Here is a 22979-nt window from a genome sequence, read left to right as displayed (position 1 = left end):
TGTCCCGGCTCCTCGAGGCCCATGAGGCCGTCCTCATCGACGCCCACGACGCCGCCGCAAGGACGGCCGAGCTGGGGGACGACGGCACCAACGACGTGCTCGTCTCCCAGGTGATCCGCACCGGCGAGCTCCAGGCGTGGTTCCTGGCCGAGCACCTGGTCGACACGCCACTGGTCCACGCCTGAGAGAGCGCGGGACACCGGGGCGGGCGAGGCGGCCCGGCCGCCACGGACCGCATCCGCCCGACATCCCGGTGGTACGTCCTCCCGAGGACGTACCACGGGGCGACACTCGGCGCGTCCACCAGCCGCAGCCGCAGACCGCGCCGGACGCGGCTGCCCGGGGCCGGGCCCACCGCCTCGCGAGCAGGCCCGCCCCGGTGCGGCTCACAGGCCGACGATGGAGTTCCACTTCTTCGCGAACTCGGTGCGCTCCTCGGACGTGATGTCGCGGGCGATCGCCAGCCGCTTGCGCATCGCCTCGTCGGGGAAGATCAGCGGCTCCTCGGCGAGCGCGGCGGTCTCCTCGTCCTTGGAGGAGGCCAGCACCTCGCGGGCGGCGGGGACGGGGCAGACGTAGTTGACCCAGGTCGCCAGCTCCGCGGCGACCTCGGGCTCGTAGTAGTAGTCGATCAGCTTCTCGGCGTTGCCCTTGTGGCGGGCGAGGTTGGGGATCATGAGGGACTCCGCCCAGAGTTCGGCACCCTCTTCGGGCACCACGAACTCGATCTCCGGGTTGTCGGCCTGGAGCTGGATGACATCGCCGGAGTAGGCCTGGCAGGCGAGTACATCGCCGGTCGACAGGTCCTTGATGTAGTCGTTGCCGGTGAAGCGGCGGATGTGCTTCTTCTTCACCAGCTTCTCCACCTGGTCGCACACCTCGTAGAAGTCGTCGCGCTTCCAGCGGGTGACGTCGACGCCGTTGCCCTGCATCAGAAGGGCCAAGGACTCGTCGAGCCCGGACAGCAGTGTCACCTTGCCGCTCAGGTCGTCCGCCCACAGATCGCTCAGGCTCCTGATCTCGCGGCCGAGCTTCTTGCGGTTGTACGCGATGCCGGTGATCCCGGACTGCCAGGGGACGCTGTGCGTCCGGCCCTTGTCGAAGGCGGGTGAACGCAACTGCGGGTCGAGGTACTCGGCTACGTTGGGCTGCTTGGCCCGGTCCATCTCCTGCACCCAGCCGAGCCGTACGAACCGGGCGGCCATCCAGTCGCTGACGACGATCAGGTCCCGGCCGGTCTCCTGGTGGTTCATCAGCGCCGGACTGATCTTCCCGAAGAACTCGTCGTTGTCGTTGATCTCCTCGGTGTACGTGACGGAGATCCCGGTCCGCTTGCTGAACGCGTCGAGGGTGGGCCGCTTCGACGCGTTCTTGTCGTCGGCGTCGATGTAGAGGGGCCAGTTGGCGAAGTGCAGCGTGTGATCGCTGCCGGAGTAGTCGCGTCCGGCGCGGTCGCCGGGCTGCACGTAGGCGGCGGGCACTCCGCAGCCGGCCAGCGTGACACCGGCCGCTCCCGCCCCGAAGGCGCGCAGCAGGGACCGACGGGACATGAGATTGTTCGGGATCGCTCGCACCTGCGCAGGATGCCCGGCCGGGAACGCGGCGGACAATGGACCAACCGTCCAGCGGAGCGGCCCCCTCCCGCACACCCTGTCGATGCCCCGTCAGGGGCGGGCACGGGAACGGCCCCTCGAAGCGATGCATTCGAGGGGCCGTCACCACTGCGGGGGTGTCAGTCGTCGAGCGAGGTCATGACGTGCTTGATGCGCGTGTAGTCCTCGAAGCCGTACGCGGAGAGGTCCTTGCCGTAGCCGGACTTCTTGAATCCGCCGTGCGGCATCTCGGCGACGAGCGGGATGTGGGTGTTGATCCACACGCAGCCGAAGTCGAGGTTCTTGGACATCCGCATCGCGCGTGCGTGGTCCTTGGTCCACACCGAGGAGGCGAGGGCGTACTCGACGCCGTTCGCGTACTCCACGGCCTGGTCCTCGTCGGTGAACGACTGGACCGTGATCACCGGTCCAAAGACCTCGTTCTGGATGATCTCGTCGTCCTGCCGCAGACCGGAGACGACGGTCGGGGCGTAGAAGTAGCCCTTGTCGCCGACGCGGTGGCCGCCCGCCTCGACCTTGGCGTGCGTGGGCAGCCGGTCGATGAACCCGCTGACCTGCTTCAGCTGGTTGGCGTTGTTGAGCGGGCCGTAGAGCACGTCCTCGTCGTCCGGCTGCCCGGTCTTCGTGTCGGCGGCGGCCTTGGCGAGCGCGGTGACGAACTCGTCGTGGATCGACTCGTGGACGAGGACGCGGGTCGCGGCCGTACAATCCTGACCCGCGTTGAAGAAGCCCGCGACGGAGATGCCCTCGACGGCCTTGGCGATGTCGGAGTCCTCGAAGACGACGACGGGCGCCTTGCCGCCGAGCTCCAGGTGGACGCGCTTGACATCCTTGGCGGCGGACTCGGCGACCTGCATGCCGGCCCGTACCGAACCGGTGATGGAGGCCATCGCCGGGGTCCGGTGCTCGACCATCGCGCGGCCGGTGTCCCGGTCGCCGCAGATGACATTGAAGACGCCCTTGGGCAGGATGTCGCCGATGATCTCGGCGATCAGCACGGTCGACGCCGGAGTGGTGTCGGACGGCTTGATGACGACGGTGTTGCCCGCGGCGAGCGCCGGGGCGAACTTCCACACAGCCATCATCATCGGGTAGTTCCACGGCGCGACCTGGGCACAGACACCCACCGGCTCGCGGCGGACGATGGAGGTCAGACCCTCCATGTACTCGCCTGCCGAGCGGCCTTCGAGCATCCGTGCCGCGCCCGCGAAGAAGCGGATCTGGTCCACCATCGGCGGGATCTCTTCGGTGCGGGTGAGCTCGATCGGCTTGCCGGTGTTCTCGGACTCGGCGGCGATCAGCTCCTCCGCCCGCGCCTCGAAGGCGTCCGCGATCTTCAGCAGGGCCTTCTGACGCTCGGCGGGCGTGATGTCGCGCCAGGCGGGAAAGGCCGCCGCGGCGGCGTCCATGGCGGCATCGACATCGGCCTGGCCGGAGAGCGGGGAGGTCGCGTAGACCTCTTCCGTCGCCGGGTTGACCACATCGATGGTCCGCCCGTCCGCGGCGTCCCGGAACTCCCCGTTGATGTAGTTGCGCAGACGGCGCACCTCGGTGGTCACAACCACCCCTCCTGTCGACACGTCCAATGGGTGAGACGTCCAGCCTAGTCGCAGAGGTGACGCTTTCGACATACCCACCCGCCGGGAACTTCGGATTCAGTGAGATCTGGACCCTCAGACAACGAATTTCATCGATTGAGGGTTGCGAGACAGACGAGTCCCAGTGCACAGTGGATGCGTGGCCAGTCGCAGCGCAGACTCCAGGACCGGGAACGGATCGTCACCAGCGGTCGATGCCGTCTCCCTCGCAATCATCGAGCAGCTCCAGGAGGACGGGCGTCGTCCGTACGCCGCGATCGGCAAGGCCGTCGGCCTCTCCGAGGCGGCCGTGCGGCAGCGCGTCCAGAAGTTGCTCGATCAGGGCGTGATGCAGATCGTCGCCGTCACGGACCCGCTCACCGTGGGGTTCCGGCGGCAGGCGATGGTCGGCATCAATGTCGAAGGCGACCTCGATCCCGTCGCGGAGGCGCTGTCGGCCATGGCCGAGTGCGAGTACGTGGTGATGACCGCGGGCTCCTTCGACCTGATGGTGGAGATCGTCTGCGAGGACGACGACCACCTGCTGGAAACGATCAACAAACGCATCCGGGCCATCCCCGGCGTGCGCTCCACCGAGAGTTTCGTCTACCTGAAGCTCAAGAAGCAGACCTATATGTGGGGAACCCGATAGCCGTGAGCAAGGACCTCAGCCGAACCGCGTACGACCACCTGTGGATGCACTTCACCCGCATGTCGGACTACGAGAACGCGCCCGTTCCCACCATCGTGCGTGGCGAGGGCACCTACATCTACGACGACCAGGGCAAGCGCTACCTCGACGGCCTGTCCGGCCTGTTCGTGGTCAACGCCGGTCACGGCCGTCACGAGCTCGCCGAAGCGGCCTACAAGCAGGGCCAGGAGCTGGCCTTCTTCCCGGTGTGGTCATACGCCCACCCGAAGGCCGTCGAGCTGGCCGAGCGGCTCGCCGACTACGCGCCGGGCGACCTCAACAAGGTCTTCTTCACCACCGGCGGCGGCGAGGCCGTCGAGACCGCCTGGAAGCTCGCCAAGCAGTACTTCAAGCTCAAGGGCAAGCCGACCAAGTACAAGGTCATCTCGCGTGCGGTCGCCTACCACGGCACCCCGCAGGGCGCCCTGTCCATCACCGGCCTGCCGGCCCTGAAGGCCCCCTTCGAGCCGCTGGTCCCCGGCACGCACAAGGTGCCGAACACCAACATCTACCGCGCCCCGATCCACGGCGACGACCCGGAGGCCTTCGGCCGCTGGGCCGCCGACCAGATCGAGCAGGAGATCCTCTTCGAGGGACCGGAGACGGTCGCCGCGGTCTTCCTGGAGCCGGTGCAGAACGCCGGTGGCTGCTTCCCGCCGCCGCCCGGGTACTTCCAGCGGGTCCGCGAGATCTGCGACAAGTACGACGTACTGCTCGTCTCCGACGAGGTCATCTGCGCCTTCGGCCGCCTCGGCACGATGTTCGCCTGCGACAAGTTCGGCTACGTGCCGGACATGATCACCTGCGCCAAGGGCATGACCTCGGGCTACTCCCCGATCGGCGCCTGCATCGTCTCGGACCGCATCGCCGAGCCGTTCTACGAGGGCGGCAACACCTTCCTGCACGGCTACACCTTCGGCGGCCACCCGGTCTCCGCGGCGGTCGGCCTCGCCAACCTCGACATCTTCGAGCGCGAGGGTCTCAACCAGCACGTCCTGGACAACGAGAACGCGTTCTTCACGACGCTGCAGAAGCTGCACGACCTGCCGATCGTCGGCGACGTCCGCGGCAACGGCTTCTTCTACGGCATCGAGCTGGTGAAGGACAAGGCCACCAAGGAGACGTTCACCGACGAGGAGACCGAGCGCGTTCTCTACGGCTTCCTCTCCAAGGCGCTGTACGACAACGGTCTGTACTGCCGGGCCGACGACCGCGGCGACCCGGTCGTCCAGCTCGCGCCGCCGCTGATCTCCGACCAGTCGACGTTCGACGAGATCGAGGGCATCCTCCGGAGCGTCCTGACGGAGGCCTGGACGAAGCTCTGAGAGGGACGGTGATCCGGGCCGCGGGTCGATCGGCTGATCGACCACGGATCGATTGACCGATTGACCCCGGCCCGATCACCAGCCGACCGCATTCCAGCGGTCATTTCATACGGTCCACACGGCCCGGATGCGCCCATTCGAGTGGGAAGAAGCGCACCCGGGCCGCGTGCTGTGCGCACACCGCGGTCCGAATCCTTACGGTGCCGAGTGACCGATCGGCCCCCTCTTCGTTCCCCCGTACGGGGGACGGGAAATCTGATCTGAACCGAGGTGTACGCCATGGTGGCCCCGCCGGACAACGACGTGATCTGGGCGCGTTCCCTGCACCACTCCCACAACGGCTCACCCGCGCTCGGCGGGATCTCCCTGGAGGTCCGCGACGGCGAGATCCTCGCCGTGACCGGCCCACGAGGCAGTGGCAAGACGACTCTGCTGCACTGCCTCTCCGGCCAACTGGTGCCCCAGCAGGGCGAGGTGTGGTTCAACAGCGTCCCGGTCCACACCATGGGTCCGCGGCTGCGAGAGCGGCTGCGCCGTGACCGGTTCGGCTGGATCGCACCCGATCCCCAGCTCGTGCCGGAGCTGAACACCTGGGAGAACGCAGCGCTTCCCCTGCTGCTGCGCGGCACCTCGCACCGGGTCGCGAAGAAGGTCGCCATGGAGTGGCTGGAGCGGCTCGACATCGGCATGTGCGCCAAGAAGCGGCCGCACACGCTGCTCCAGGGGCAGCGTCAGCGGATCGCCGTCGCCCGAGCGCTGACCGGCTCGCCCACGGTGATCTTCGCCGACGAGCCGACCGCGACGCTGCAGCGCACGGACCGCAATCACGTGCTGCGGACACTGATGAGCGCGGCCCGCTCGCACGGCATCACGGTCGTGCTCGCCACCCATGACGTGGAGGTCGCCTCGCTGGCAGACCGTACGGTCCCGCTGCTGGACGGCCGCCGGGTCGCCACCGTCGCCCTGCCCGCCGGGTCCGATACGGAAGGCCGCGCGGCGTGCTCGCTCTCCGTCTAGCCCGCGGTACCCATCCGCTGGTCCTGGTGCGGCGGCTGCTGGTCGCGGCCGCCTCGGCCGGGGTCGGCTTCCTGCTCCTGTGCACTCTGGCATATGCGTCGACGCATCCGGCGTACTCGACCGCCTCGGTACTGCGGCTGCTGTGGTGCCTCGTGCCGCTGGCCGCCACCGTGCAGTTCGCGGTCGCGGTGGCCCGTACGGACCCGAGCACCCGCCCGCGTCCGGGGCTGTCCGCCGTAGGTCTGGGGCCGATCCGGCTCGGCGTGCTGGCCGCGGTCTCCACCGCCGTGTCCTGCACCCTCGGGTCGATGGTGGCGCTGCTCGTCTTCCTGTATCTGCGCGGCGATCTGACCGCGCTGCCGTTCGACGGTGCGGCGGCCGTACTGCTGGGTGCAGGGGCCCCGTTGCCGGTGGCCGCAACCCTTGTTCTGCTGACGGTGGTACCGGTGGCCGCGGCGGCGGCGAGCGCGATGGCGCTGCGCACCCGGCCGCTGCAGGCGGCGGTGCCGGAGGACGCCACGCAGGACATCGTGCCGGACGAGCAGATTCCGGCTCCGGCGGCTCCGCCGACCGGGCTGCCGTGGGGCGTGGCGCTGACAGCGGCCGGTCTCGCGGTCGAGGTGTACGCGAGCCGTGATGGAGCGGGCAGAGCATTCCCCCTGCCGGGAATTCCCGACGCCACCCCGCCGTGGGTGCTGGCCGGGTGGTCGCTGACGGCGATCGGTCTGGCCATGGCGGGTCCCGGACTGACGCACCTGTGCGGACAGCTGCTGCAGGCGGTGCGTCCCGGAGCCGTACGCCTGCTGGCCGGAAGGGTGCTGATGGACGAGGCGCGCCGGATCGGCCGGCCGCTGGGTGTGGTCTGCGCGGTGCTCTCCGCGGCGATCGCGGCGTTCGCTCTGTACGGGACGGGTCCGCGTCCCTTCGGCCCGCTCACCGCGCTCGGCGCCGTACTCGTACTGGGCTGCACGACGGCGACGCTGCTGACCTCCGCCCTGGAGGCGAAACAAGCCCGAGCCCACCTGGCTCGGACGCTGCTGCGGCTCGGTGCGCCGGCCTCGGCGCTGCGGGCAGCGACGGCCCTGCGAGTGGGCGTTCTGCTGGCCGTGTTCGCCCCGATCACCTGGGCGATCGCCGAATTGGCCGCGCTGCCGCTGACCGGCTGAAGGTCCGCCGGCCGGCCGTGGAGCCGACCGGTGGTCAGCCGAGGTGCCGGAAGGCCGGCCAGTTCTCCGGCCAGGGCTCGCGTGGCCCCGGCAGATCCGGACCTCGTTGTCGACGCCGTACCCGTTGTCGATCCGGGCAGCCGGTTCCACCTCGCGCCAGTAGTGGCGCAGTTCGCCCTCGCTCCGGGCCCCGACGTGGAGCGTCACGGCGCGGCGGTCCGGGGACGGCGGCGTCCGGTACACCCGGCGCTTGGTCGCGGCACGTTGTGGCCGGCCGACCGTCTCGGCGCCGGCGCCGTTGACGGTCGGCAGCTCCGGGCATACGACCGTACGGATGGAGCGGTACGCCCCGGCCGGTACGTAGCATGACAGCGTGGAGAACCCGGACGACAGCATTCCTGCACCCGGCATCGAGATCGAGTCGCTCGCCGAATTCGACGCGGTGATCGCCGGCGGGTCACTGGCCGGGCATCGCGTCCAGTCCGTCGACCTGACGGAGCGCAGCGCCGCGCTGTTCGCCGCGGACACGTCCGGCGCGGTCTTCCTCGGCTGCCGGATGGAGCCGGACGCGGCGGCGAAGGTGCGGGCCGACGGGGCGTTCGTCTTCCCGCCCGTGCCGGGGCTGCCCTTCGATCCGTACCGCGGCCTGCTCTACTCCCCCGACGCGCTCTACGAAGGGCTGACGGAGGGGGGTTACGAGGCGACGCCCGACGCCCGCGCGTACCGCTGGTTCCAGCGGACCCGCGCGAACGGCGACGCCTTCGCCTCGATGCTGCGCGCGCTCCATGACGACGCGGTCTCCGACGCGTTGGACGAGGTCCTCACCGGGGCGCGGGTGGTCGGGGTGATGGGCGGCCACACGACCGCGCGCGGCAGCGCGGCGTACGCGGCCGCGGCCCGGCTGGGCCGGACCCTGGCGCGCGGCGGGCTCACGGTGGCCACCGGCGGCGGCCCGGGTGCGATGGAGGCGGCGAATCTCGGTGCGTACGCGGCGCCGCATCCCGATCCGATGCTGGACAAGGCATGCGAACTCCTGGCCGCCGCCCCGTCGTTCTCCCCCTCGGTCACCGACTGGGCGCTGGCCGCCTTCGCCGTGCGGGAACGCTGGCCGGACGGCGGAGGCTCCGTCTCGATCCCCACCTGGTTCTACGGCCATGAGCCGCCGAACCCGTTCGCGGACCACATCGCCAAGTACTTCGCCAACGCGCTGCGCGAGGACGGGCTGCTCGCCCGCTCCACGGCGGGCGTCGTCTTCCTGCCGGGCGCCGCCGGAACCGTTCAGGAGGTCTTCGACAACACGACGCCGAACTACTACGGCTCACGCGGCACACCGACCCCGATGGTGCTGGTCGGCCGTGCCCACTGGACGGAGGAACTGCCCGCCTGGCCCCTGCTGCGGACGCTGGCCGCGGGCCGGCCGATGGAGTCCCGTATCGCCCTGGTCGACACCGTGGACGAGGCCCCCGAGGCACTCGCCCGGCTGTCCGGCTGACCGTCCCGTCCGGCCGGGCGGTTCAGATCCTTGCGAGCCGGTTGACCAGCGCGTCGAAGAACGCCTCCCAGCCGTCCTCCGCCGCCGCGTACTGCTCGGCCGTGAGGTGGCCGCCGCGCTGCTGGAAGACCATCTCGGTGGTCCTGTCGCCGCGGTCGGTGAACGTGACGGTGACGATCTCGCCCTCGATGTCGTCGGGCGCGGTCGCGTCCTTCAGTGTGAAGACGAGCCGTTCGGGTGCGACCACCTCCCGGTAGACACCGTGGAACGGCATCTCGGTGCCCGGCACCACGATGACCAGGCTCCACGTGCCGCCCGGCCGGACGTCCATCGACACCCGGTCGAGCGGTACCTCGGCGTCCCCGCCGTACCAGGCGGCGAAGTGCTCGGGGGTCGTCCAGGCTTCGAAGACGAGCCCCCGCGGGGCGTCGAGGATACGGCTGATGTCGATGCCCTCGCGTGCCGATTGAGTCATGGTCCCTGTCCCTCTCGGAGTCGTTCCGGATCTTCTGCAGCTGCTCGAGGTGTTCCCGGGGCGGTCGAGACCGCTCTCCCGGAACGCCCTGTAATGGTCCAGCCACTCCGTGGCGTCCGCCAGCGGCGCCGCCTCCAGCCTGCACGGCCGCCACTGCGCCGACCGGCCGCGCGTGATCGGCCCGGCGCGCTCCAGCACCTTCAGATGCCGGGAAACCGCAGGAAGACTCATGTCGAACGGCTCGGCAAGTTCGGTGACGGTGGCCTCGCCCACGGCCGGCCGCGCGAGGATCGCTCGGCGCGTCGGGTGGGCCGGAGCCGCGAAGACGGTGCTGAGCCGGTCCGCTTCGATCACGCTCCTCAGCCACCTCGTCAATCAACCGATGTGTTTAATATGCCGCTGAACTGTCCTGCAGGCACGGCGCGCCGCACCTGCAGGACAGCCCTCGGAGAAGCTCAGGACACCGCGGGCAGCACCACTGTCTCCGACGCGTCGAAGGTCACGCCCACCGGCGCGCCCTCCTGAGGGGTGTCCCGCAGAGGGCACTCCGCCTCCAGGACCGGACCGCTCTCGGGGTGGAGGGTCACGGCGACATGGTTGCCCCGGAAGGTGCGCGCGCCGACCGTGCAGCGCAGCCCGGACTCCGGGGATCCGAGCCGTACGCCCGCCGGACGCACCAGCAGAGCGCACGGACCCTGCGGCGAGCCGTCCGGCACCGGCACCTTCCCCCACGCCGTACCGGCCGCCGCGCCGGTCACCGTCGCGTCCACCACGTTGTCGAAGCCGAGGAACCGGGCGACGAACGCGGAGGCGGGGCGCTGCCAGACCTCCAGCGGGGTGCCCGCCTGGGCGATCCGCCCCTCGCGCATCACGACGACCCGGTCGGCGAGGGCGAAGGCCTCGCCCTGGTCGTGGGTGACGGCGAGTACCGTCGTCCCCAACCGGGCGAACAGGGTGCGCAGTTCGACGACGAGGCGTTCGCGCAGACTGCGGTCCAGCTGGCCGAGCGGCTCGTCCAGCATCAGCAGCTTCGGCCGCGGGGCGAGCGCCCGCGCGAGGGCGACGCGCTGCTGTTCTCCGCCGGACAGTGCGGCGACGGCCCGCCGCTCGGCGCCGGGCAGACCCACCAGTTCGAGAAGTTCGGCGACCCTGCGGTCCTGGTCGCCGCGTGTGACGCCGTGCATGCGCAGCCCGAAGGCGACGTTGGCGCCGACATCCCGGTGCGGAAAGAGCTGATGATCCTGGAACATCAGGCCGAGACCGCGCCGGTGCACCGGCACCCCGGTCTGGTCGACGCCGTCGAGGAGCACCCTGCCGCCGTCCGGCGGGTGCAGTCCGGCGACCACGCGCAGCAGGGTCGACTTGCCGCTGCCGCTGGGCCCCAGGACACAGACGATCTCGTGGTCCGCAACCTTCAGATCCACCGCGTCGAGCGCCGCCCGCTTCCCGAAGCGGACAGTGGCGGATTCCAGTGTCAGCATGTCCAGAACACCCCGAGCATCGTCAGAACTCCCCGGACCGGTCCGGGCGGATACGTTCGAGCAGCAGCAGCGACACCGCGCACACCAGCATCAGAATCGTGCTGAGCGCCATCGCCTGCCCGTAGTTGAGCTCCCCGGACCGTCCCAGCAGCCGCGCCACGGCGACCGGCAAAGTCGGGTTGTCGGCCCGCGCGATGAACACCGTCGCCCCGAACTCGCCGAGCGACACGGCGAACGCGAAGCCCGCCGCGACCAGCACCGCTCTTCGCACCAGCGGCAGATCGACCTCGCGCCAGGCCCGCAGCGGCGACGCCCCGAGCACCGCCGCCGCCTCCCGGAGCCGCCCGTCCACCGCCCGCAGGACCGGCAGCATCGTCCGTACGACGAAGGGAACGCCGACCAGCGCCTGGGCAAGCGGCACCAGGATCCACGAAGTCCTCAGATCCAGCGGGGGCTTGTCCAGGGTGATCAGAAAGCCGAAGCCGACGGTGACGGCGGACACCCCGAGAGGCAGCATCAGCAGCGCGTCGAAACCGCGGACCAGCCGCCCGGCCAGGGGGTTCCCCCCGGCCGAGTCCGTTCGAGACCGGGGGAGCGTCAGCGCGGCCGCCGCGAGCCCGCCGACGAGCAGCGCGATCGCAGTCGCGACCAGCGCGTACCGCAGTGAGTTCCCGATCGCTTCGAGAGGCGCGACCAGGAACGTGCTGCCGCTCGCCTCCACGGACTGCAGGGCGCGGTAGTAGCCGAAGCCGTAGCCGCCGGGGGCGTCCAGCGAACGCTCCACGAGCACACCGAGCGGCAGCAGGATCAGCACCAGCACGGTCAGCAGGACCCCACCGAGCAGCGCCCACTGCCCGGTGCCGCGCGGCCTGCGGGAGGTCTGCGCAGGATCGACCAGCTTCAGCGCCGTTTCCCTGCGCCGCACGGTCCACGCGTGCACGGCCAGGATCGCGCCGACCGCGGCGAACTGGACCAGCGTCAGCACGGCGGCCGTCGGAAGGTCGAGGAGCTGGGCGGTCTGCCGGTAGATCTCGACCTCCAGCGTGGAGTAGGCCGGACCGCCGAGGATCTGCACCACCCCGAAGGAGGTGAACGTGAAGAGGAAGACCATCAGCCCGGCGGCGGCCACTGCGGGCGCGAGGGCCGGCAGAGTGACCCGCCGCCATGCCGCGAACCGCCCGGCGCCCAGCACGCGGGCAGCCTCCTCCTGCCGCGGGTCGAGCTGCGACCACAGCCCGCCGACGGTCCGCACGACGACCGCGTAGTTGAAGAAGACATGGGCGAGCAGGATCGCCCACACCGTGGTGTCGAGACGCACACCCGCCAGTTCGTCGAGGAAACCGCCGCGCCCCAGCAACGCCAGAAAGGCCGTCCCCACGACGACGGTCGGCAGAACGAACGGCACGGTGACGACCGCCCGCAGCACCTCCTTGCCGGGGAAGTCGAAGCGGGCGAAGACATACGCGCCGGGCAGCGCGATCAGCAGGGTCAGCGCGGTCGACGCGAGGGCCTGCCAGGTGGTGAACCAGAGGACGTCGAGGATGTCCGGCCTGGTCAGCACCTCGCCGATCCGGCTGAACTGCCAGGCGCCGTCGGCCTTCAGCCCGCGGCCGACGATCGCGACGACGGGACGGGCGAAGAACAGCGCGAAGAACGCGACGGGCACGGCCATCAGACCGAGCCGCACCACGCTCCCCCGCCACGCCCCTGCGCGCCGGGGGGCCGCCAGCCGGGTCCGGTCGCGCGAGCCCTTCCCGCCCGCGCCCGGACCGCGTACGGGAGTCTTCGCTACTTCACTACGAGCGAGGACCACGACTGGACCCACTGCTCACGGTTCTTGGCGATGGCGTCCGGGGCCACTGTGGCGGGCCTGTCGACCGTCGCGCCGAACTCCGTGAAGAGCTCCGGCAGCTTCGCGTCCTTGGTGACCGGGTTCACGAACATGTTGAGCGGCATGTCCTCCTGGAACTTCTTGCTGATCAGGAAGTCCAGCAGCGCCTTGCCGCCCGCCTCGTTCTTCGCGCCGTTCAGCAGACCGGCGAACTCGATCTGACGGAAGCACGTCCCGGTCGCGACGCCGGTCGGAGCCTCGCTCGGCTGCGGCTTCGCATAGAGCACCTCGACCGGCGGGCTGGAGGCGTACGAGACGACGAGCGGCCGGTCCGCCTTGGCCTTCTTGCCGCCCGCGGACCCGGAGAACTCCTCGTTGTACGCCTGCTCCCAGCCGTCGACCACCTTCACGCCGTTGCTCTTCAGCTTCTTCCAGTAGTCCTGGTATCCGCTCTCGCCGTAGGTGGCCACGGTGCCGAGGAGGAAGCCGAGACCGGGCGACGAGGTCGCGGCGTTCTCCGTGACGAGAAGGTTCTTGTACGCGGGCTTCGCCAGGTCGTCGAAGGTCTTCGGCGGCGCGAGCTTCTTGTCGGCGAAGTACTTCTTGTCGTAGTTGATACAGATGTCACCGGTGTCGATCGGGGTGACCCGGTGCTTGGCCGCGTCCAGCTGGGAGTCGGCCGAGACCCGGTCGATGCCCTTCGCCTCGTACGGAGTGAACAGTCCGTTGTCGAGGGCGCGGGAGAGCAGCGTGTTGTCGACGCCGAAGAACACATCACCGCGCGGGGAACCCTTGGTCAGGATCTCCTGGTTGAGAGCGGCGCCTGCGTCACCGCTCTTCAGCACCTTGACCGTGTAGCCGGTCTCCTGCGTGAACGCCTTCAGTACGTCCTTGGAGGCGTTGAACGAGTCGTGGCTGACAAGGGTCACGGTCTTCGAACCGGAGCCCTTGGTGTCGCCGGCCCCCGAGGCCGAGTCGTCGGAACTGCCGCAGCCGGCAAGTGCCGTGACGCCGAGCGCGGCGGCGACGGCCGTCGCCGCGAGCCGCTTGGTCCCACGCGTGGTGCGGGTGGTGCTCATTATGAATTCCTCCTGGGTTTTGACCAGGAAGAGACGCGGCCCTGCCCCTGTGGAAGCGGGCAGGGCGCAACAGCATGAGTTGATGACCGAACTTCCTACCCGGAATGACCCGGGCGAGGTTCAGAGGGTCTGCGGCCAACCTGTCCTCGGTGCCGCACTCTCAGCGCTGTGGCGCTCCCCTGTCGGAATATGAAGTTGATTTCCGGCCCAGGTTACACGGGCCCTTTCGGCCTCAGCGCTCGGATGCCGCCAACTGCCCGCAGGCCCCGTCGATCTCCTGGCCGCGGGTGTCCCGCACGGTGACGGGCACTCCGTGGGACGCGATCGCGTCGACGAACGCCTTCTCGTCCTCGGGCCGGGAGGCGGTCCACTTCGAGCCGGGCGTCGGGTTGAGCGGGATCAGGTTCACATGGACCCGCTTGCCCTTGAGGAGCCGGCCGAGCAGGTCACCGCGCCAGGCCTGGTCGTTGATGTCGCGGATCAGCGCGTACTCGATGGAGATCCGGCGGCCGGACTTCTCCGCGTACTCCCACGCCGCGTCCAGCACCTCGCGTACCTTCCAGCGCGTGTTCACCGGCACGAGCGTGTCCCGCAACTCGTCGTCCGGCGCGTGCAGCGAGACGGCGAGACGGCACTTGAAGCCCTCGTCGGCAAAGCGCAGCATGGCCGGCACCAGGCCCACGGTGGAGACGGTGATGCCGCGCTGCGAGAGACCGAGACCGTCCGGCTCCGGGTCGGTCAGCCGGCGAATCGCGCCGACCACCCTCTTGTAGTTGGCGAGCGGCTCGCCCATGCCCATGAAGACGATGTTGGAGAGCCGCGCGGGCCCGCCCGGAACCTCTCCGTCACGCAACGCCCGCATGCCGTCCACGATCTGGTGGACGATCTCGGCGGTCGACAGGTTGCGGTCCAGACCGGCCTGCCCCGTCGCGCAGAACGGGCAGTTCATCCCGCATCCGGCCTGCGACGAGATGCACATGGTCACCCGCTCCGGGTAGCGCATCAGGACGGACTCGACCAGCGTCCCGTCGTGCAGCTTCCACAGCGTCTTACGGGTGGTGTCGTCATCGCAGCTGATGTGCCGGACCACGGACATCAGGTCGGGGAACATCGCCTCGGCGAGCTTGTCCCGCGAACCGGCCGGGATGTTGGTCCACTCGGCCGGGTCGTGCGCGTACCGCGCGAAGTAGTGCTGCGACAGCTGCTGCGCGCGGAACGGCTTCTCGCCGATCGCGGCGACGGCTTCCTTGCGCTCGGCGGGCGTGAGGTCGGCGAGGTGCCGCGGTGGCTTCTTGGCTCCGCGGGGCGCGACGAAAGTGAGTTCTCCGGGCTTAGGCATGGTCCGTCCAGTGTCGCAGACACGCCGTGGCGGTAGAGGCCTCCACCGGCCCAGGAGGGACGAGGGGCCCACGAGCCCGGTCGACGTCGGCCGTCGTCAGTCGACGTCGACGGCCTTTTGACGACCCACGGACGGCCCGGCCGCGCGCAGGACAGTGACCGATCGCACCACAGACAGGTGGTGCGCACAACGACCCACCGCACCCTAGAATCGAATATGTGTCCGAAAACTGCTCTCGCCCGGATCGCCCGCGCATCGTTCGCGAGTGCCAGACGTACCAGCTGGGCGAACCGGTCGCGCCATGCCGAACCGGAGAAATGCCGGGCTGAGGCACACAGGGGTACCCGCCCTGCCTCCATCGGCACCCGCCCGTGCCCGTACTGCCGACCCGACAGAGCCAAGAGAGCGAGGAGTGCTTTGAGCCGCGAGCTGCCGGACCCCGAGGACACGCGCGACGCACCGATCGTCGTGCACCGAGCAGCAGGAGCGGGTGGCCGTCGAGTGACGATCCGCGCTCGGACCGCGGGCCTCGCCCGCAGCGACGCCGACGTGGTCGAGTTCCTCCGCCGCGCCGGCCTGCCGGACGCCGATGACGTGCTGGACGACCCCCGGTGGGTGGAGTGGCAGGGCGGCCGACCACACGAGTACGGCGCGACCTGAGGGACTGTCCGGACAGGTTGGTGGCGCGACTGTGCGTCGCGGACAGACGAGTGAGGGCCCGCCGTCCTGTGGACAACGGACCCTCACATGGAGAAACGCAGGTCGGGACGGTGGCGGCCCGACTTCTCAGCCGGAGCCGACGAAAAGCACCAGCAGGAGCCAGACCACCGGAGCGGTCGGCAGCAGCGAATCCAGTCGGTCCATGATCCCGCCGTGACCGGGCAGCAGCGTGCCCATGTCCTTGATCCCGAGATCCCGCTTGATCATGGACTCGCCCAGGTCGCCGAGGGTTGCGCTGGCAGCGACGGCCAGGCCGAGCAGCAGACCCTGCCACCACGTGCCGTCATCGATCAGGAACTCCATGCACAGCGCGCCGGCGACCATCGCGAAGGCGACGGCTCCGAACAGTCCCTCGCGGGTCTTCCCGGGGCTGATCCGCGGCGCGAGCTTGTGCTTGCCGAAGCGCCAGCCGACGGCGTACGCGCCCGTGTCGCTGACCACGGTCAGCAGGAGGAAGGTGAGGACTCGCTGCGGCCCGTCGTCCGCGCTCAGCAGCATCGCGACGAACGTGGCCAGGAAGGGTACGTAGAACGCGGCGAAGACACCGGCCGTGACGTCCCTGAGGTATCCCTCGGGCGGCTCGGCCATCCGCCAGACCAGCACCGCCAGGGCGGTCAGCGCCATGGCGACCCAGGCGCCCTCGGCTCCGCGCATGTAGCCGGCCACGACCATCGCCGCGCCGCCGATCGCGAGCGGTACGAGCGGTGCCTTGATGCCCTTGCGCTCCTGCAGCCGGGAGGTGAGCTCCCAGAGGCCGACGACGACGGCGACCGCTATCACGCCGATGAAAACGGCCTTCACGATGAAGAGCGAGGCGACGATGACGGCCCCGAGCCCCACACCGACCCCTATGGCGGCTCGCAGGTCACGACCCGCACGTTTCTTCTGCGGGGGCGGCGGCGCGGTGGACATGGTCTCCTGCGGCTTCTCGTCACGGTACGGGGGAACGCCGCGCCGGCCGGCGGCTCCCCCGTTCCGGTCGTCACGGTCGTCAGCGTCTCTACCTGCGTCGGGAACGTCCGGCACGATGGGCATGGGCCGAGTGTGCTGGACGTCATGCACATCGTATGCAGGCCCCGCGGGGGCAGCCCTCATCTCGGGCGTACCCCCGTAGCCGGCTCCCTGCGCGGCGCCCCAGGAAGAGTCGTTCATCAGACTTCGAGCAGCTCGGCTTCCTTGTGCTTGAGCAGCTCGTCGACCTGCGCGACGTACTTCGCAGTGGTGTCGTCGAGCTCCTTCTCGGCGCGGCGCACCTCGTCCTCGCCGGACTCCTTGTCCTTGACCAGCTTGTCCAGGGTCTCCTTCGCCTTGCGGCGGACGGCCCGGATCGAGATCTTGGAGTCCTCGGCCTTCGTCTTCGCGACCTTGATGTAGTCGCGACGACGCTCCTCGGTGAGGTCGGGGAAGGTCACTCGGATGATATTGCCGTCGTTGCTCGGATTGACGCCGAGGTCCGAGTCGCGGATGGCCTGCTCGATGTTGCGCAGCGCGCTCTTGTCGAACGGCGTCACGACGGCCATGCGCGGCTCGGGAACCGAGAAAGAGGCCAGCTGGTTGATCGGGGTCAGGGCGCCGTAGTAATCGGCGACGATCTTGTTGAACATCGCCGGGTGCGCACGGCCGGTGCGGATCGCGGCGAAGTCCTCCTTCGCGACCACGACGGCCTTCTCCATCTTCTCCTCGGCCTCGAGGAGGGTTTCTTCGATCACCACGTGCTCCTGCGTGTCTTGAGTGGGCCCGGCGTGCTCGGGCCCGGCGGGTCCTGCGTCGCGTCCTCACCTGCACGGTGTCCGACCGGCAGGCCGTTGTCCATCCTTCGGGACCGTCCCCCGGGTGTCCCCGGCCGGCCCCGGGACCGTCGGGGGATTCCCCCGGGCGGCCCCCCGGTTGTCAGGCCCGGCTGCCCTGGTCGCTCACGAGCGTGCCGATCTTCTCACCCTTGACGGCGCGGGCGATATTGCCGGCCGCGGTCAGCTCGAAGACGAGGATCGGCAGCTGGTTGTCACGGCAGAGCGTGATGGCGGTGGCGTCGGCAATCTTGAGATCGCGGGCGAGCACCTCGCTGTACTCCAGTGCGTCGAACTTCACCGCGTCGGGGTTGGTCTTCGGGTCGGAGTCGTAGACCCCGTCCACCCCGTTCTTACCCATGAGCAGGCCCTCGGCGTCGATCTCCAGGGCGCGCTGGGCGGCGGTGGTGTCGGTGGAGAAGTACGGCATGCCCATACCGGCGCCGAAGATGACGACGCGTCCCTTCTCCAGGTGCCGCACGGCGCGCAGCGGGATGTACGGCTCCGCGACCTGCCCCATGGTGATGGCCGTCTGGACGCGGGAGTCGATGCCCTCCTTCTCCAGGAAGTCCTGGAGCGCCAGGCAGTTCATGACGGTGCCGAGCATGCCCATGTAGTCGGACCGGGCCCGGTCCATGCCGCGCTGCTGGAGCTCGGCGCCGCGGAAGAAGTTGCCACCGCCGATGACAACCGCGATTTCCGCACCGCCCCGGACGACAGCCGCGATTTCCCGGGCGATGGCGTGTACGACGTCGGGGTCGACGCCGAGGCCCCCGCCGCCGGCGAATGCCTCTCCGGACAGCTTCAGCATGAAGCGTCCGGCCACCTTGCCGTCCTCGCGCTTGTGGTCACCTTTGGCGGCGTCCGCGCCCTTGTTCATGGAGATTCTCCTCGTGCACATACGAAGAAGGCCATTGCCGGTGGGTCTGGTGTCCCTCAGCGGCAATGGCCTCCTCGTCAGATCTGCGGTCGTACGGCGGGTGTGCGGCCGTACGACTGCACCAGACCCTATCGGGGTCCACCGTTTTTCGCGGACGGACTCAGATGCCGACCTTGATGCGCGAGAAGCGCTTCAGGGTGACACCGGCCTCGTCCAGGACCTTCTGGACGGACTTCTTGTTGTCCTTGGCGAAGGCCTGCTCCAGGACGACGACGTCCTTGAAGAAACCGTTGACGCGACCCTCGACGATCTTCGGAAGGGCGGCCTCGGGCTTGCCCTCCTCGCGAGAGGTGGCCTCGGCGACACGACGCTCGTTCTCGACCGTCTCGGCCGGAACCTCTTCGCGGTTGAGGTACTTCGGGGCGAAGGCGGCGATGTGCTGCGCGACGTCCTTGGCGACCTCGGCGTTCTCCTTGTCCAGCTCGACCAGGACGCCGACCTGCGGCGGGAGGTCGGGCATGGTGCGGTGCATGTACGCAGCCACGTAACCGCCGGTGAACTGCGCGAAGCGGTCCAGGACGATCTTCTCGCCGAGGTTGGCGTTGGCCTCGTCGACGTAGGCCTGAACAGTCTTGCCGGCCTCGATCTCGGAGGCGAGCAGCGTGGCCAGGTCGGCCGGCGAGGTCGCGGCGACGTGGGCGGCGAGAGCGTCGGCGACGGCCAGGAACTTCTCGCCCTTGGCGACGAAGTCCGTCTCGCACTTCAGCTCGAGCAGGACGCCGGAGGTCTTGTCCTCGGAGATGAGGGAGACGACGGCACCGTTCTCGGCAGAACGGCCCTCGCGCTTGGCGACGCCCTTCTGACCCTTGATACGGAGCGCCTCGACGGCCTTGTCGACGATGCCGTCGGCCTCGTCGAGCGCCTTCTTGCAGTCCATCATGCCGGCGCCGGTGAGCTCGCGGAGCTTCTTGACGTCAGCGGCGGTGTAGTTCGCCATGAGTCTGTGTTTCTCTCTCGAAGTCTGAAAGATCTACGGGTGAACGGCGGGGGCGGTGCCTGTGGCACCGGCCCCCGCCGTCATTCAGCCGTGACGGAGTCGTCAGGCCTGCTCGGCGTCCGCGGCCGGAGCCTCGGCAGCGGCCTCGGCCGGCGCCTCGGCGGCGTCCGCGGCCTTCTCGGTCTCGGCGGAGGTCTGCACCTCGGCGTCCGCCTTCTTGTCGCCCTCGAGCAGGTCGCGCTCCCACTCGGCGAGCGGCTCACCGGCAGCCTTGTCGCCCGGCTTCGAGTCGCCGGTCGCAGCGCCGGAACGGGCGATGAGGCCCTCGGCGACGGCGTCGGCGATCACGCGGGTGAGCAGGGTGACGGAGCGGATCGCGTCGTCGTTGCCCGGGATCTTGTAGTCGACCTCGTCGGGGTCGCAGTTGGTGTCGAGGATCGCGACGACCGGGATGTGGAGCTTGCGCGCCTCACCGACGGCGATGTGCTCCTTCTTGGTGTCGACGATCCAGACGGCGCTGGGCACCTTCTGCATCTCGCGGATACCACCGAGGGTCTTCTCCAGCTTGGCCTTCTCGCGGGAGAGGACCAGGAGCTCCTTCTTGGTGAGGCCGGAGGCGGCCACGTCCTCGAAGTCGATCTGCTCGAGCTCCTTCAGACGCTGAAGGCGCTTGTAGACGGTGGAGAAGTTGGTGAGCATGCCACCGAGCCAACGCTGGTTGACGTACGGCATGCCGACACGCGTCGCCTGCTCGGCGATGGCCTCCTGGGCCTGCTTCTTCGTACCCACGAACATGATGGAGCCGCCGTGCGCGACGGTCTCCTTGACGAACTCGTAGGCGCGGTCGATGTACGACAGCGACTGGAGCAGGTCGATGATGTAGATGCCGTTGCGCTCGGTGAAGATGAAGCGCTTCATCTTCGGGTTCCAGCGACGGGTCTGGTGACCGAAGTGGACGCCGCTCTCCAGCAGCTCCCGCATCGTGACGACGGCCATGGCCGTACTCCTTGAGGTACTCGGTTGTCGCAACCGCAGGATTGCGGTCGCGCCTGACGCCCCGACGCGCCATGCCACGAGGGACCGAGGAGCGCGGCCACCGTCCGCAGAGAGGGAGGTGGCGGGGCGTGCGAAGTCGACCCGGTGACCCGGATCGCCACAAGAAGTGTACGGGACCCGTCGAGTGCGGGGTGACGGCGCTGTCCACAACCGGCGAGTAGTCCACAGATCCGGTCCATGATCCCCGCGGATCCGCCGGGTGAGGAACGGTTCGGGGCATGCGACACAGACCTGAATCGACGGCTCGCCGGGCCCGGGCGGCGCTCGTGGCAGCACTCGTGGCGGCGTTCATGACCGTGCTCACCATGCTGTGCGGTGCGGGCCGTGCCGCCGCGGACAACCCCACGCAGGACGGCGGGCGCGCGTGGCCGCTCGCGGGACGTCCCGTGGTCGTACAGGGGTGGGAGCCGCCGGCCGGGCCCTACGGGCGGGGGCACCGTGGCGTCGACCTCGCCGCCGCTCCGGGTGTCCAGGTGCGAGCCGCCGCCGACGGCCGGGTCTCGTTCGCGGGGCGCGTCGCGGGGCGGGGGGTGCTGTCGATCGAGGTGGCGGGCACCGGTGATCCGCCGCTGCGCACGACGTACGAGCCGGTGCGGGCGCTGGTGTCGGAAGGTGACGAGGTCCGCGCCGGCCAGCCGGTCGCGGTCATGGAGGCCGGACCGTTCCACTGCGAGTCCGGGTGTCTGCACTGGGGGCTGCGGCGTGGTGACGCGTATCTGGATCCGCTGTCGCTGCTGCCTCCGGAGCTGCTGCGGCGGGGCCCTTCGCGGCTGCTGCCGGTGTTCGGCGTACCGGAGCCGCAGGCGCCGGGCGCCGTCGGGTACACAGACCCTGCCGTGTTCCTCGTCGCGGCGGCGACCCGGTGCGGGCGTCAGCCCCGTACGCCCCGCAGGACCATGGCGACGGCGGTGTCAGCGATCACCCCGGGCGTCTCCGCCACGCCCAGTTCGATACGGCGCACGGCGGCGTCCACCGAGCCCTGCAGCAGCATCGCCGCCAGCCTCGGCTGTTCATGGCCGAGGTCACCGAGCGCCTCGACAATCATGGCGATCAGACCGCCGTGGGCTGCCCGGATCTTCTCCCGTGCGCCTGCGTCCAGCTCGCTCGCCGAGATGGCGACAACAGCGCGGTGCCGCCGGTCCCCGACCAGATCGAGCTGGCGGCGTACATACGCCTCGATCTTCCCCTCGGGTGTCTGCGCCCGCTCCATCGCGTTCTCGACCTCGGCCGCCCAGACGGGGAAGTCGACGGCGCACAGCTCCTCGACGACGGCCGCGCGGGAACGGAAGTACTCGTAGACGGAAGACCGCGCAAGGCCCGTGCGCTCGGCGAGAGCGGGGAAGGTCAACGCCTCCGTACCGCCCTCGGACAGCAGGGAGCGGGCAGCGTCCAGGAGGGCGCCGCGCTGCATGGTCCGGTGCTCGGCCACGGAGGCCGCTCGAATCCTGGGCACGGATCCACTCTACGGCGGCAGGTTTCGAGAGGGGGCGCGGGCAGCCGACATCGCCCGGCCGGATACCTGCTCAACGTCCCGCGTCGGCCAGTTTCGCGCGGAGCTGCAGCACCGATTTGGTGTGGATCTGGCTGACCCGGCTCTCGGTCACCCCGAGCACGTTGCCGATCTCGGCGAGGGTGAGCCCCTCGTAGTAGTAGAGGGTGACGACGGTCTTCTCGCGGTCCGGGAGCGTGTTGATCGCCCGGGCGAGCAGCCGTCGGAGCTCGCGGTCCTCGGCTACCTCCACCGGATTGTCGGCGGCGGTGTCCTCGAGGGTGTCCATCAGACTCAGCCGGTCGCCACCCTCGCCGCCGACATGCAGCAGTTCCTCCAGCGCGACCACGTTCGCCAGCGACAACTGGCTGAAAACCGCATGCAGTTCTTCCAGGGCGATGCCCATCTCCGCCGCGACCTCCGCCTCGGACGGGGTACGCCGCAACTGCGCCTCCAGGGTCGCGTAGGCACGCTCCACGGCCCGCGCCTTCTGCCGTACGGAGCGCGGGATCCAGTCGAGCGCCCGGAGCTCGTCGATCATCGCGCCGCGGATGCGCGTGATCGCGTACGTCTCGAATTTGATGGCCCGTTCGATGTCGAACTTCTCGATCGCATCAATCAGTCCGAAGACTCCCGAGGAGACGAAGTCCGCCTGCTCGACATTGGACGGCAGCCCCACGCTCACCCGGCCCGCGACGTACTTCACCAGCGGCGAGTAGTGAAGGATCAGCTGCTCCCGCAGCCGGCCGTCACCCGTGGACTTGTACGAACGCCACAACTCGTCGAGCGAGGAGGGGGCAGGGGGACGCACAGTGCCACGCGCAGCGGGTGGCACTGCTGCGCGGTCAGACCCGGAGGTGTGCTGGGGCATGTGGTGCCTTGAGCCGTTCTGCTGTGAAGTGCTGGGGGACTTGTGTCTGAGTCGGATTCCTTGTGAGCGTAGCGTGACTGAAGCGTCGCGGTG

The 22979-nt window shown here is 69.5% G+C and carries 20 protein-coding genes, 3 pseudogenes and 1 riboswitch; of the genes and pseudogenes, 8 read left to right on the top strand and 15 right to left on the bottom strand.

The window, feature by feature from the left end:
- Positions 1-185 (top strand): annotated as a pseudogene (locus ACFU6I_RS29705) (DNA starvation/stationary phase protection protein); the annotation flags it as partial.
- Between the two features lie 201 nt (positions 186-386).
- Here ACFU6I_RS29705 and ACFU6I_RS29700 read toward each other — a convergent pair.
- Positions 387-1550, bottom strand: a complete 1164-nt coding sequence (locus ACFU6I_RS29700) for a PotD/PotF family extracellular solute-binding protein (protein WP_384372209.1) — start codon at positions 1548-1550, stop codon at positions 387-389.
- A gap of 182 nt (positions 1551-1732) precedes the next feature.
- Positions 1733-3172 carry a gamma-aminobutyraldehyde dehydrogenase gene (locus ACFU6I_RS29695; protein ID WP_384372207.1) on the bottom strand — a complete coding sequence of 480 codons (1440 nt, stop codon included), beginning with the start codon at positions 3170-3172 and terminating at the stop codon, positions 1733-1735.
- Positions 3173-3350: 178 nt separating this feature from the next.
- Here ACFU6I_RS29695 and ACFU6I_RS29690 point away from each other — a divergent pair, with 178 nt between their 5' ends.
- From ACFU6I_RS29690 to ACFU6I_RS29670, 5 genes are all read left to right on the top strand, one after another.
- Positions 3351-3842 (top strand): Lrp/AsnC family transcriptional regulator, encoded by a 492-nt coding sequence (locus tag ACFU6I_RS29690; protein ID WP_030928325.1) that lies wholly within the window; start codon positions 3351-3353, stop codon positions 3840-3842.
- Entirely contained in the window at positions 3827-5206 is a 1380-nt protein-coding gene (locus tag ACFU6I_RS29685) for an aspartate aminotransferase family protein (protein WP_384372205.1), read from the top strand. The genes ACFU6I_RS29690 and ACFU6I_RS29685 overlap by 16 nt, the downstream gene beginning before the upstream one ends.
- Before the next feature lie 279 nt (positions 5207-5485).
- Positions 5486-6223: an ABC transporter ATP-binding protein gene (locus ACFU6I_RS29680; protein WP_384372203.1), complete on the top strand. Its 738-nt coding sequence runs from the start codon at positions 5486-5488 to the stop codon at positions 6221-6223.
- Positions 6205-7389 carry a hypothetical protein gene (locus tag ACFU6I_RS29675; protein ID WP_384372201.1) on the top strand — a complete coding sequence of 395 codons (1185 nt, stop codon included), beginning with the start codon at positions 6205-6207 and terminating at the stop codon, positions 7387-7389. The genes ACFU6I_RS29680 and ACFU6I_RS29675 overlap by 19 nt, the downstream gene beginning before the upstream one ends.
- 373 nt (positions 7390-7762) lie before the next feature.
- A complete protein-coding gene (locus tag ACFU6I_RS29670) occupies positions 7763-8881 on the top strand; it encodes an LOG family protein (protein ID WP_384372199.1) in 1119 nt (372 codons plus the stop codon).
- Between the two features lie 22 nt (positions 8882-8903).
- On the opposite strand, the gene ACFU6I_RS29665 is transcribed toward ACFU6I_RS29670, so the two are convergent.
- The 6 genes and pseudogenes from ACFU6I_RS29665 to rlmN all read right to left on the bottom strand — a co-directional run bounded on the left by ACFU6I_RS29665 (position 8904) and on the right by rlmN (position 15086).
- Positions 8904-9356, bottom strand: coding sequence for an SRPBCC domain-containing protein (locus tag ACFU6I_RS29665; RefSeq protein WP_384372217.1), 453 nt, complete (start codon positions 9354-9356; stop codon positions 8904-8906).
- 174 nt (positions 9357-9530) lie between these two features.
- Positions 9531-9629, bottom strand: a pseudogene (locus ACFU6I_RS29660) (helix-turn-helix domain-containing protein); the annotation flags it as partial.
- 182 nt (positions 9630-9811) lie between these two features.
- Entirely contained in the window at positions 9812-10837 is a 1026-nt protein-coding gene (locus ACFU6I_RS29655) for an ABC transporter ATP-binding protein (protein ID WP_384372197.1), read from the bottom strand.
- A 22-nt stretch (positions 10838-10859) separates the two neighbouring features.
- Complete coding sequence (locus ACFU6I_RS29650; RefSeq protein WP_384372215.1) at positions 10860-12509, bottom strand: ABC transporter permease; 1650 nt, start codon at positions 12507-12509, stop codon at positions 10860-10862.
- Positions 12510-12625: 116 nt separating this feature from the next.
- On the bottom strand, positions 12626-13747 hold the full coding sequence (locus tag ACFU6I_RS29645) for a thiamine ABC transporter substrate binding subunit (protein WP_384372195.1): 1122 nt from the start codon (positions 13745-13747) through the stop codon (positions 12626-12628).
- A 74-nt stretch (positions 13748-13821) separates the two neighbouring features.
- Positions 13822-13938, bottom strand: a riboswitch (TPP riboswitch).
- Positions 13939-13979: 41 nt separating this feature from the next.
- Complete coding sequence (gene rlmN, locus ACFU6I_RS29640; RefSeq protein WP_266981004.1) at positions 13980-15086, bottom strand: 23S rRNA (adenine(2503)-C(2))-methyltransferase RlmN; 1107 nt, start codon at positions 15084-15086, stop codon at positions 13980-13982.
- A gap of 417 nt (positions 15087-15503) precedes the next feature.
- Here rlmN and ACFU6I_RS29635 point away from each other — a divergent pair, with 417 nt between their 5' ends.
- Positions 15504-15746, top strand: a complete 243-nt coding sequence (locus tag ACFU6I_RS29635) for a hypothetical protein (RefSeq protein ID WP_384372193.1) — start codon at positions 15504-15506, stop codon at positions 15744-15746.
- A 126-nt stretch (positions 15747-15872) separates the two neighbouring features.
- On the opposite strand, the gene ACFU6I_RS29630 is transcribed toward ACFU6I_RS29635, so the two are convergent.
- From ACFU6I_RS29630 to rpsB, 5 genes are all read right to left on the bottom strand, one after another.
- Entirely contained in the window at positions 15873-16958 is a 1086-nt protein-coding gene (locus ACFU6I_RS29630; RefSeq protein WP_384372192.1) for a phosphatidate cytidylyltransferase, read from the bottom strand.
- Positions 16958-17515, bottom strand: coding sequence for a ribosome recycling factor (frr, locus tag ACFU6I_RS29625; protein ID WP_093899080.1), 558 nt, complete (start codon positions 17513-17515; stop codon positions 16958-16960). Before frr ends, ACFU6I_RS29630 begins: the two co-directional genes overlap by 1 nt.
- Before the next feature lie 181 nt (positions 17516-17696).
- On the bottom strand, positions 17697-18473 hold the full coding sequence (gene pyrH, locus ACFU6I_RS29620) for a UMP kinase (protein WP_384372190.1): 777 nt from the start codon (positions 18471-18473) through the stop codon (positions 17697-17699).
- Between the two features lie 160 nt (positions 18474-18633).
- A complete protein-coding gene (gene tsf, locus ACFU6I_RS29615; RefSeq protein WP_384372188.1) occupies positions 18634-19470 on the bottom strand; it encodes a translation elongation factor Ts in 837 nt (278 codons plus the stop codon).
- 102 nt (positions 19471-19572) lie between these two features.
- A complete protein-coding gene (rpsB, locus tag ACFU6I_RS29610) occupies positions 19573-20466 on the bottom strand; it encodes a 30S ribosomal protein S2 (RefSeq protein ID WP_326792734.1) in 894 nt (297 codons plus the stop codon).
- Positions 20467-20744: 278 nt separating this feature from the next.
- Between rpsB and ACFU6I_RS29605 the strand changes: the two are divergent.
- Positions 20745-21332: pseudogene (locus tag ACFU6I_RS29605) on the top strand (murein hydrolase activator EnvC family protein); the annotation flags it as partial.
- A 65-nt stretch (positions 21333-21397) separates the two neighbouring features.
- Here the strand turns inward: ACFU6I_RS29605 and ACFU6I_RS29600 are convergent.
- Together ACFU6I_RS29600 and whiG are read right to left on the bottom strand one after the other, a co-directional pair.
- Positions 21398-21955, bottom strand: coding sequence for a TetR/AcrR family transcriptional regulator (locus tag ACFU6I_RS29600; protein WP_384372213.1), 558 nt, complete (start codon positions 21953-21955; stop codon positions 21398-21400).
- Between the two features lie 94 nt (positions 21956-22049).
- Positions 22050-22886, bottom strand: a complete 837-nt coding sequence (gene whiG / locus ACFU6I_RS29595) for an RNA polymerase sigma factor WhiG (protein ID WP_266981018.1) — start codon at positions 22884-22886, stop codon at positions 22050-22052.
- Positions 22887-22979: the final 93 nt, after the last annotated feature.

The sequence above is a fragment of the Streptomyces sp. NPDC057486 genome, assembly GCF_042802415.1.
Taxonomy (GTDB): Bacteria; Actinomycetota; Actinomycetes; order Streptomycetales; family Streptomycetaceae; genus Streptomyces; species Streptomyces yanii.
The sequence above is the reverse complement of the archived record's forward strand: the minus strand, read 5'-3'. Positions and strand labels throughout refer to the sequence as shown.

Coding starts and splice junctions, on each gene's coding strand:
- ACFU6I_RS29645 (WP_384372195.1), bottom strand. CDS start 13,747: ATGAGCACCACCCGCACCACGCGTGGGACCAAGCGGCTCGCGGCGACG.
- ACFU6I_RS29680 (WP_384372203.1), top strand. CDS start 5,486: ATGGTGGCCCCGCCGGACAACGACGTGATCTGGGCGCGTTCCCTGCAC.
- rpsB (WP_326792734.1), bottom strand. CDS start 20,466: ATGGCCGTCGTCACGATGCGGGAGCTGCTGGAGAGCGGCGTCCACTTC.
- ACFU6I_RS29650 (WP_384372215.1), bottom strand. CDS start 12,509: ATGGCCGTGCCCGTCGCGTTCTTCGCGCTGTTCTTCGCCCGTCCCGTC.
- ACFU6I_RS29630 (WP_384372192.1), bottom strand. CDS start 16,958: ATGAACGACTCTTCCTGGGGCGCCGCGCAGGGAGCCGGCTACGGGGGT.
- ACFU6I_RS29655 (WP_384372197.1), bottom strand. CDS start 10,837: ATGCTGACACTGGAATCCGCCACTGTCCGCTTCGGGAAGCGGGCGGCG.
- rlmN (WP_266981004.1), bottom strand. CDS start 15,086: ATGCCTAAGCCCGGAGAACTCACTTTCGTCGCGCCCCGCGGAGCCAAG.
- ACFU6I_RS29700 (WP_384372209.1), bottom strand. CDS start 1,550: ATGTCCCGTCGGTCCCTGCTGCGCGCCTTCGGGGCGGGAGCGGCCGGT.
- whiG (WP_266981018.1), bottom strand. CDS start 22,886: ATGCCCCAGCACACCTCCGGGTCTGACCGCGCAGCAGTGCCACCCGCT.
- tsf (WP_384372188.1), bottom strand. CDS start 19,470: ATGGCGAACTACACCGCCGCTGACGTCAAGAAGCTCCGCGAGCTCACC.
- ACFU6I_RS29665 (WP_384372217.1), bottom strand. CDS start 9,356: ATGACTCAATCGGCACGCGAGGGCATCGACATCAGCCGTATCCTCGAC.
- pyrH (WP_384372190.1), bottom strand. CDS start 18,473: ATGAACAAGGGCGCGGACGCCGCCAAAGGTGACCACAAGCGCGAGGAC.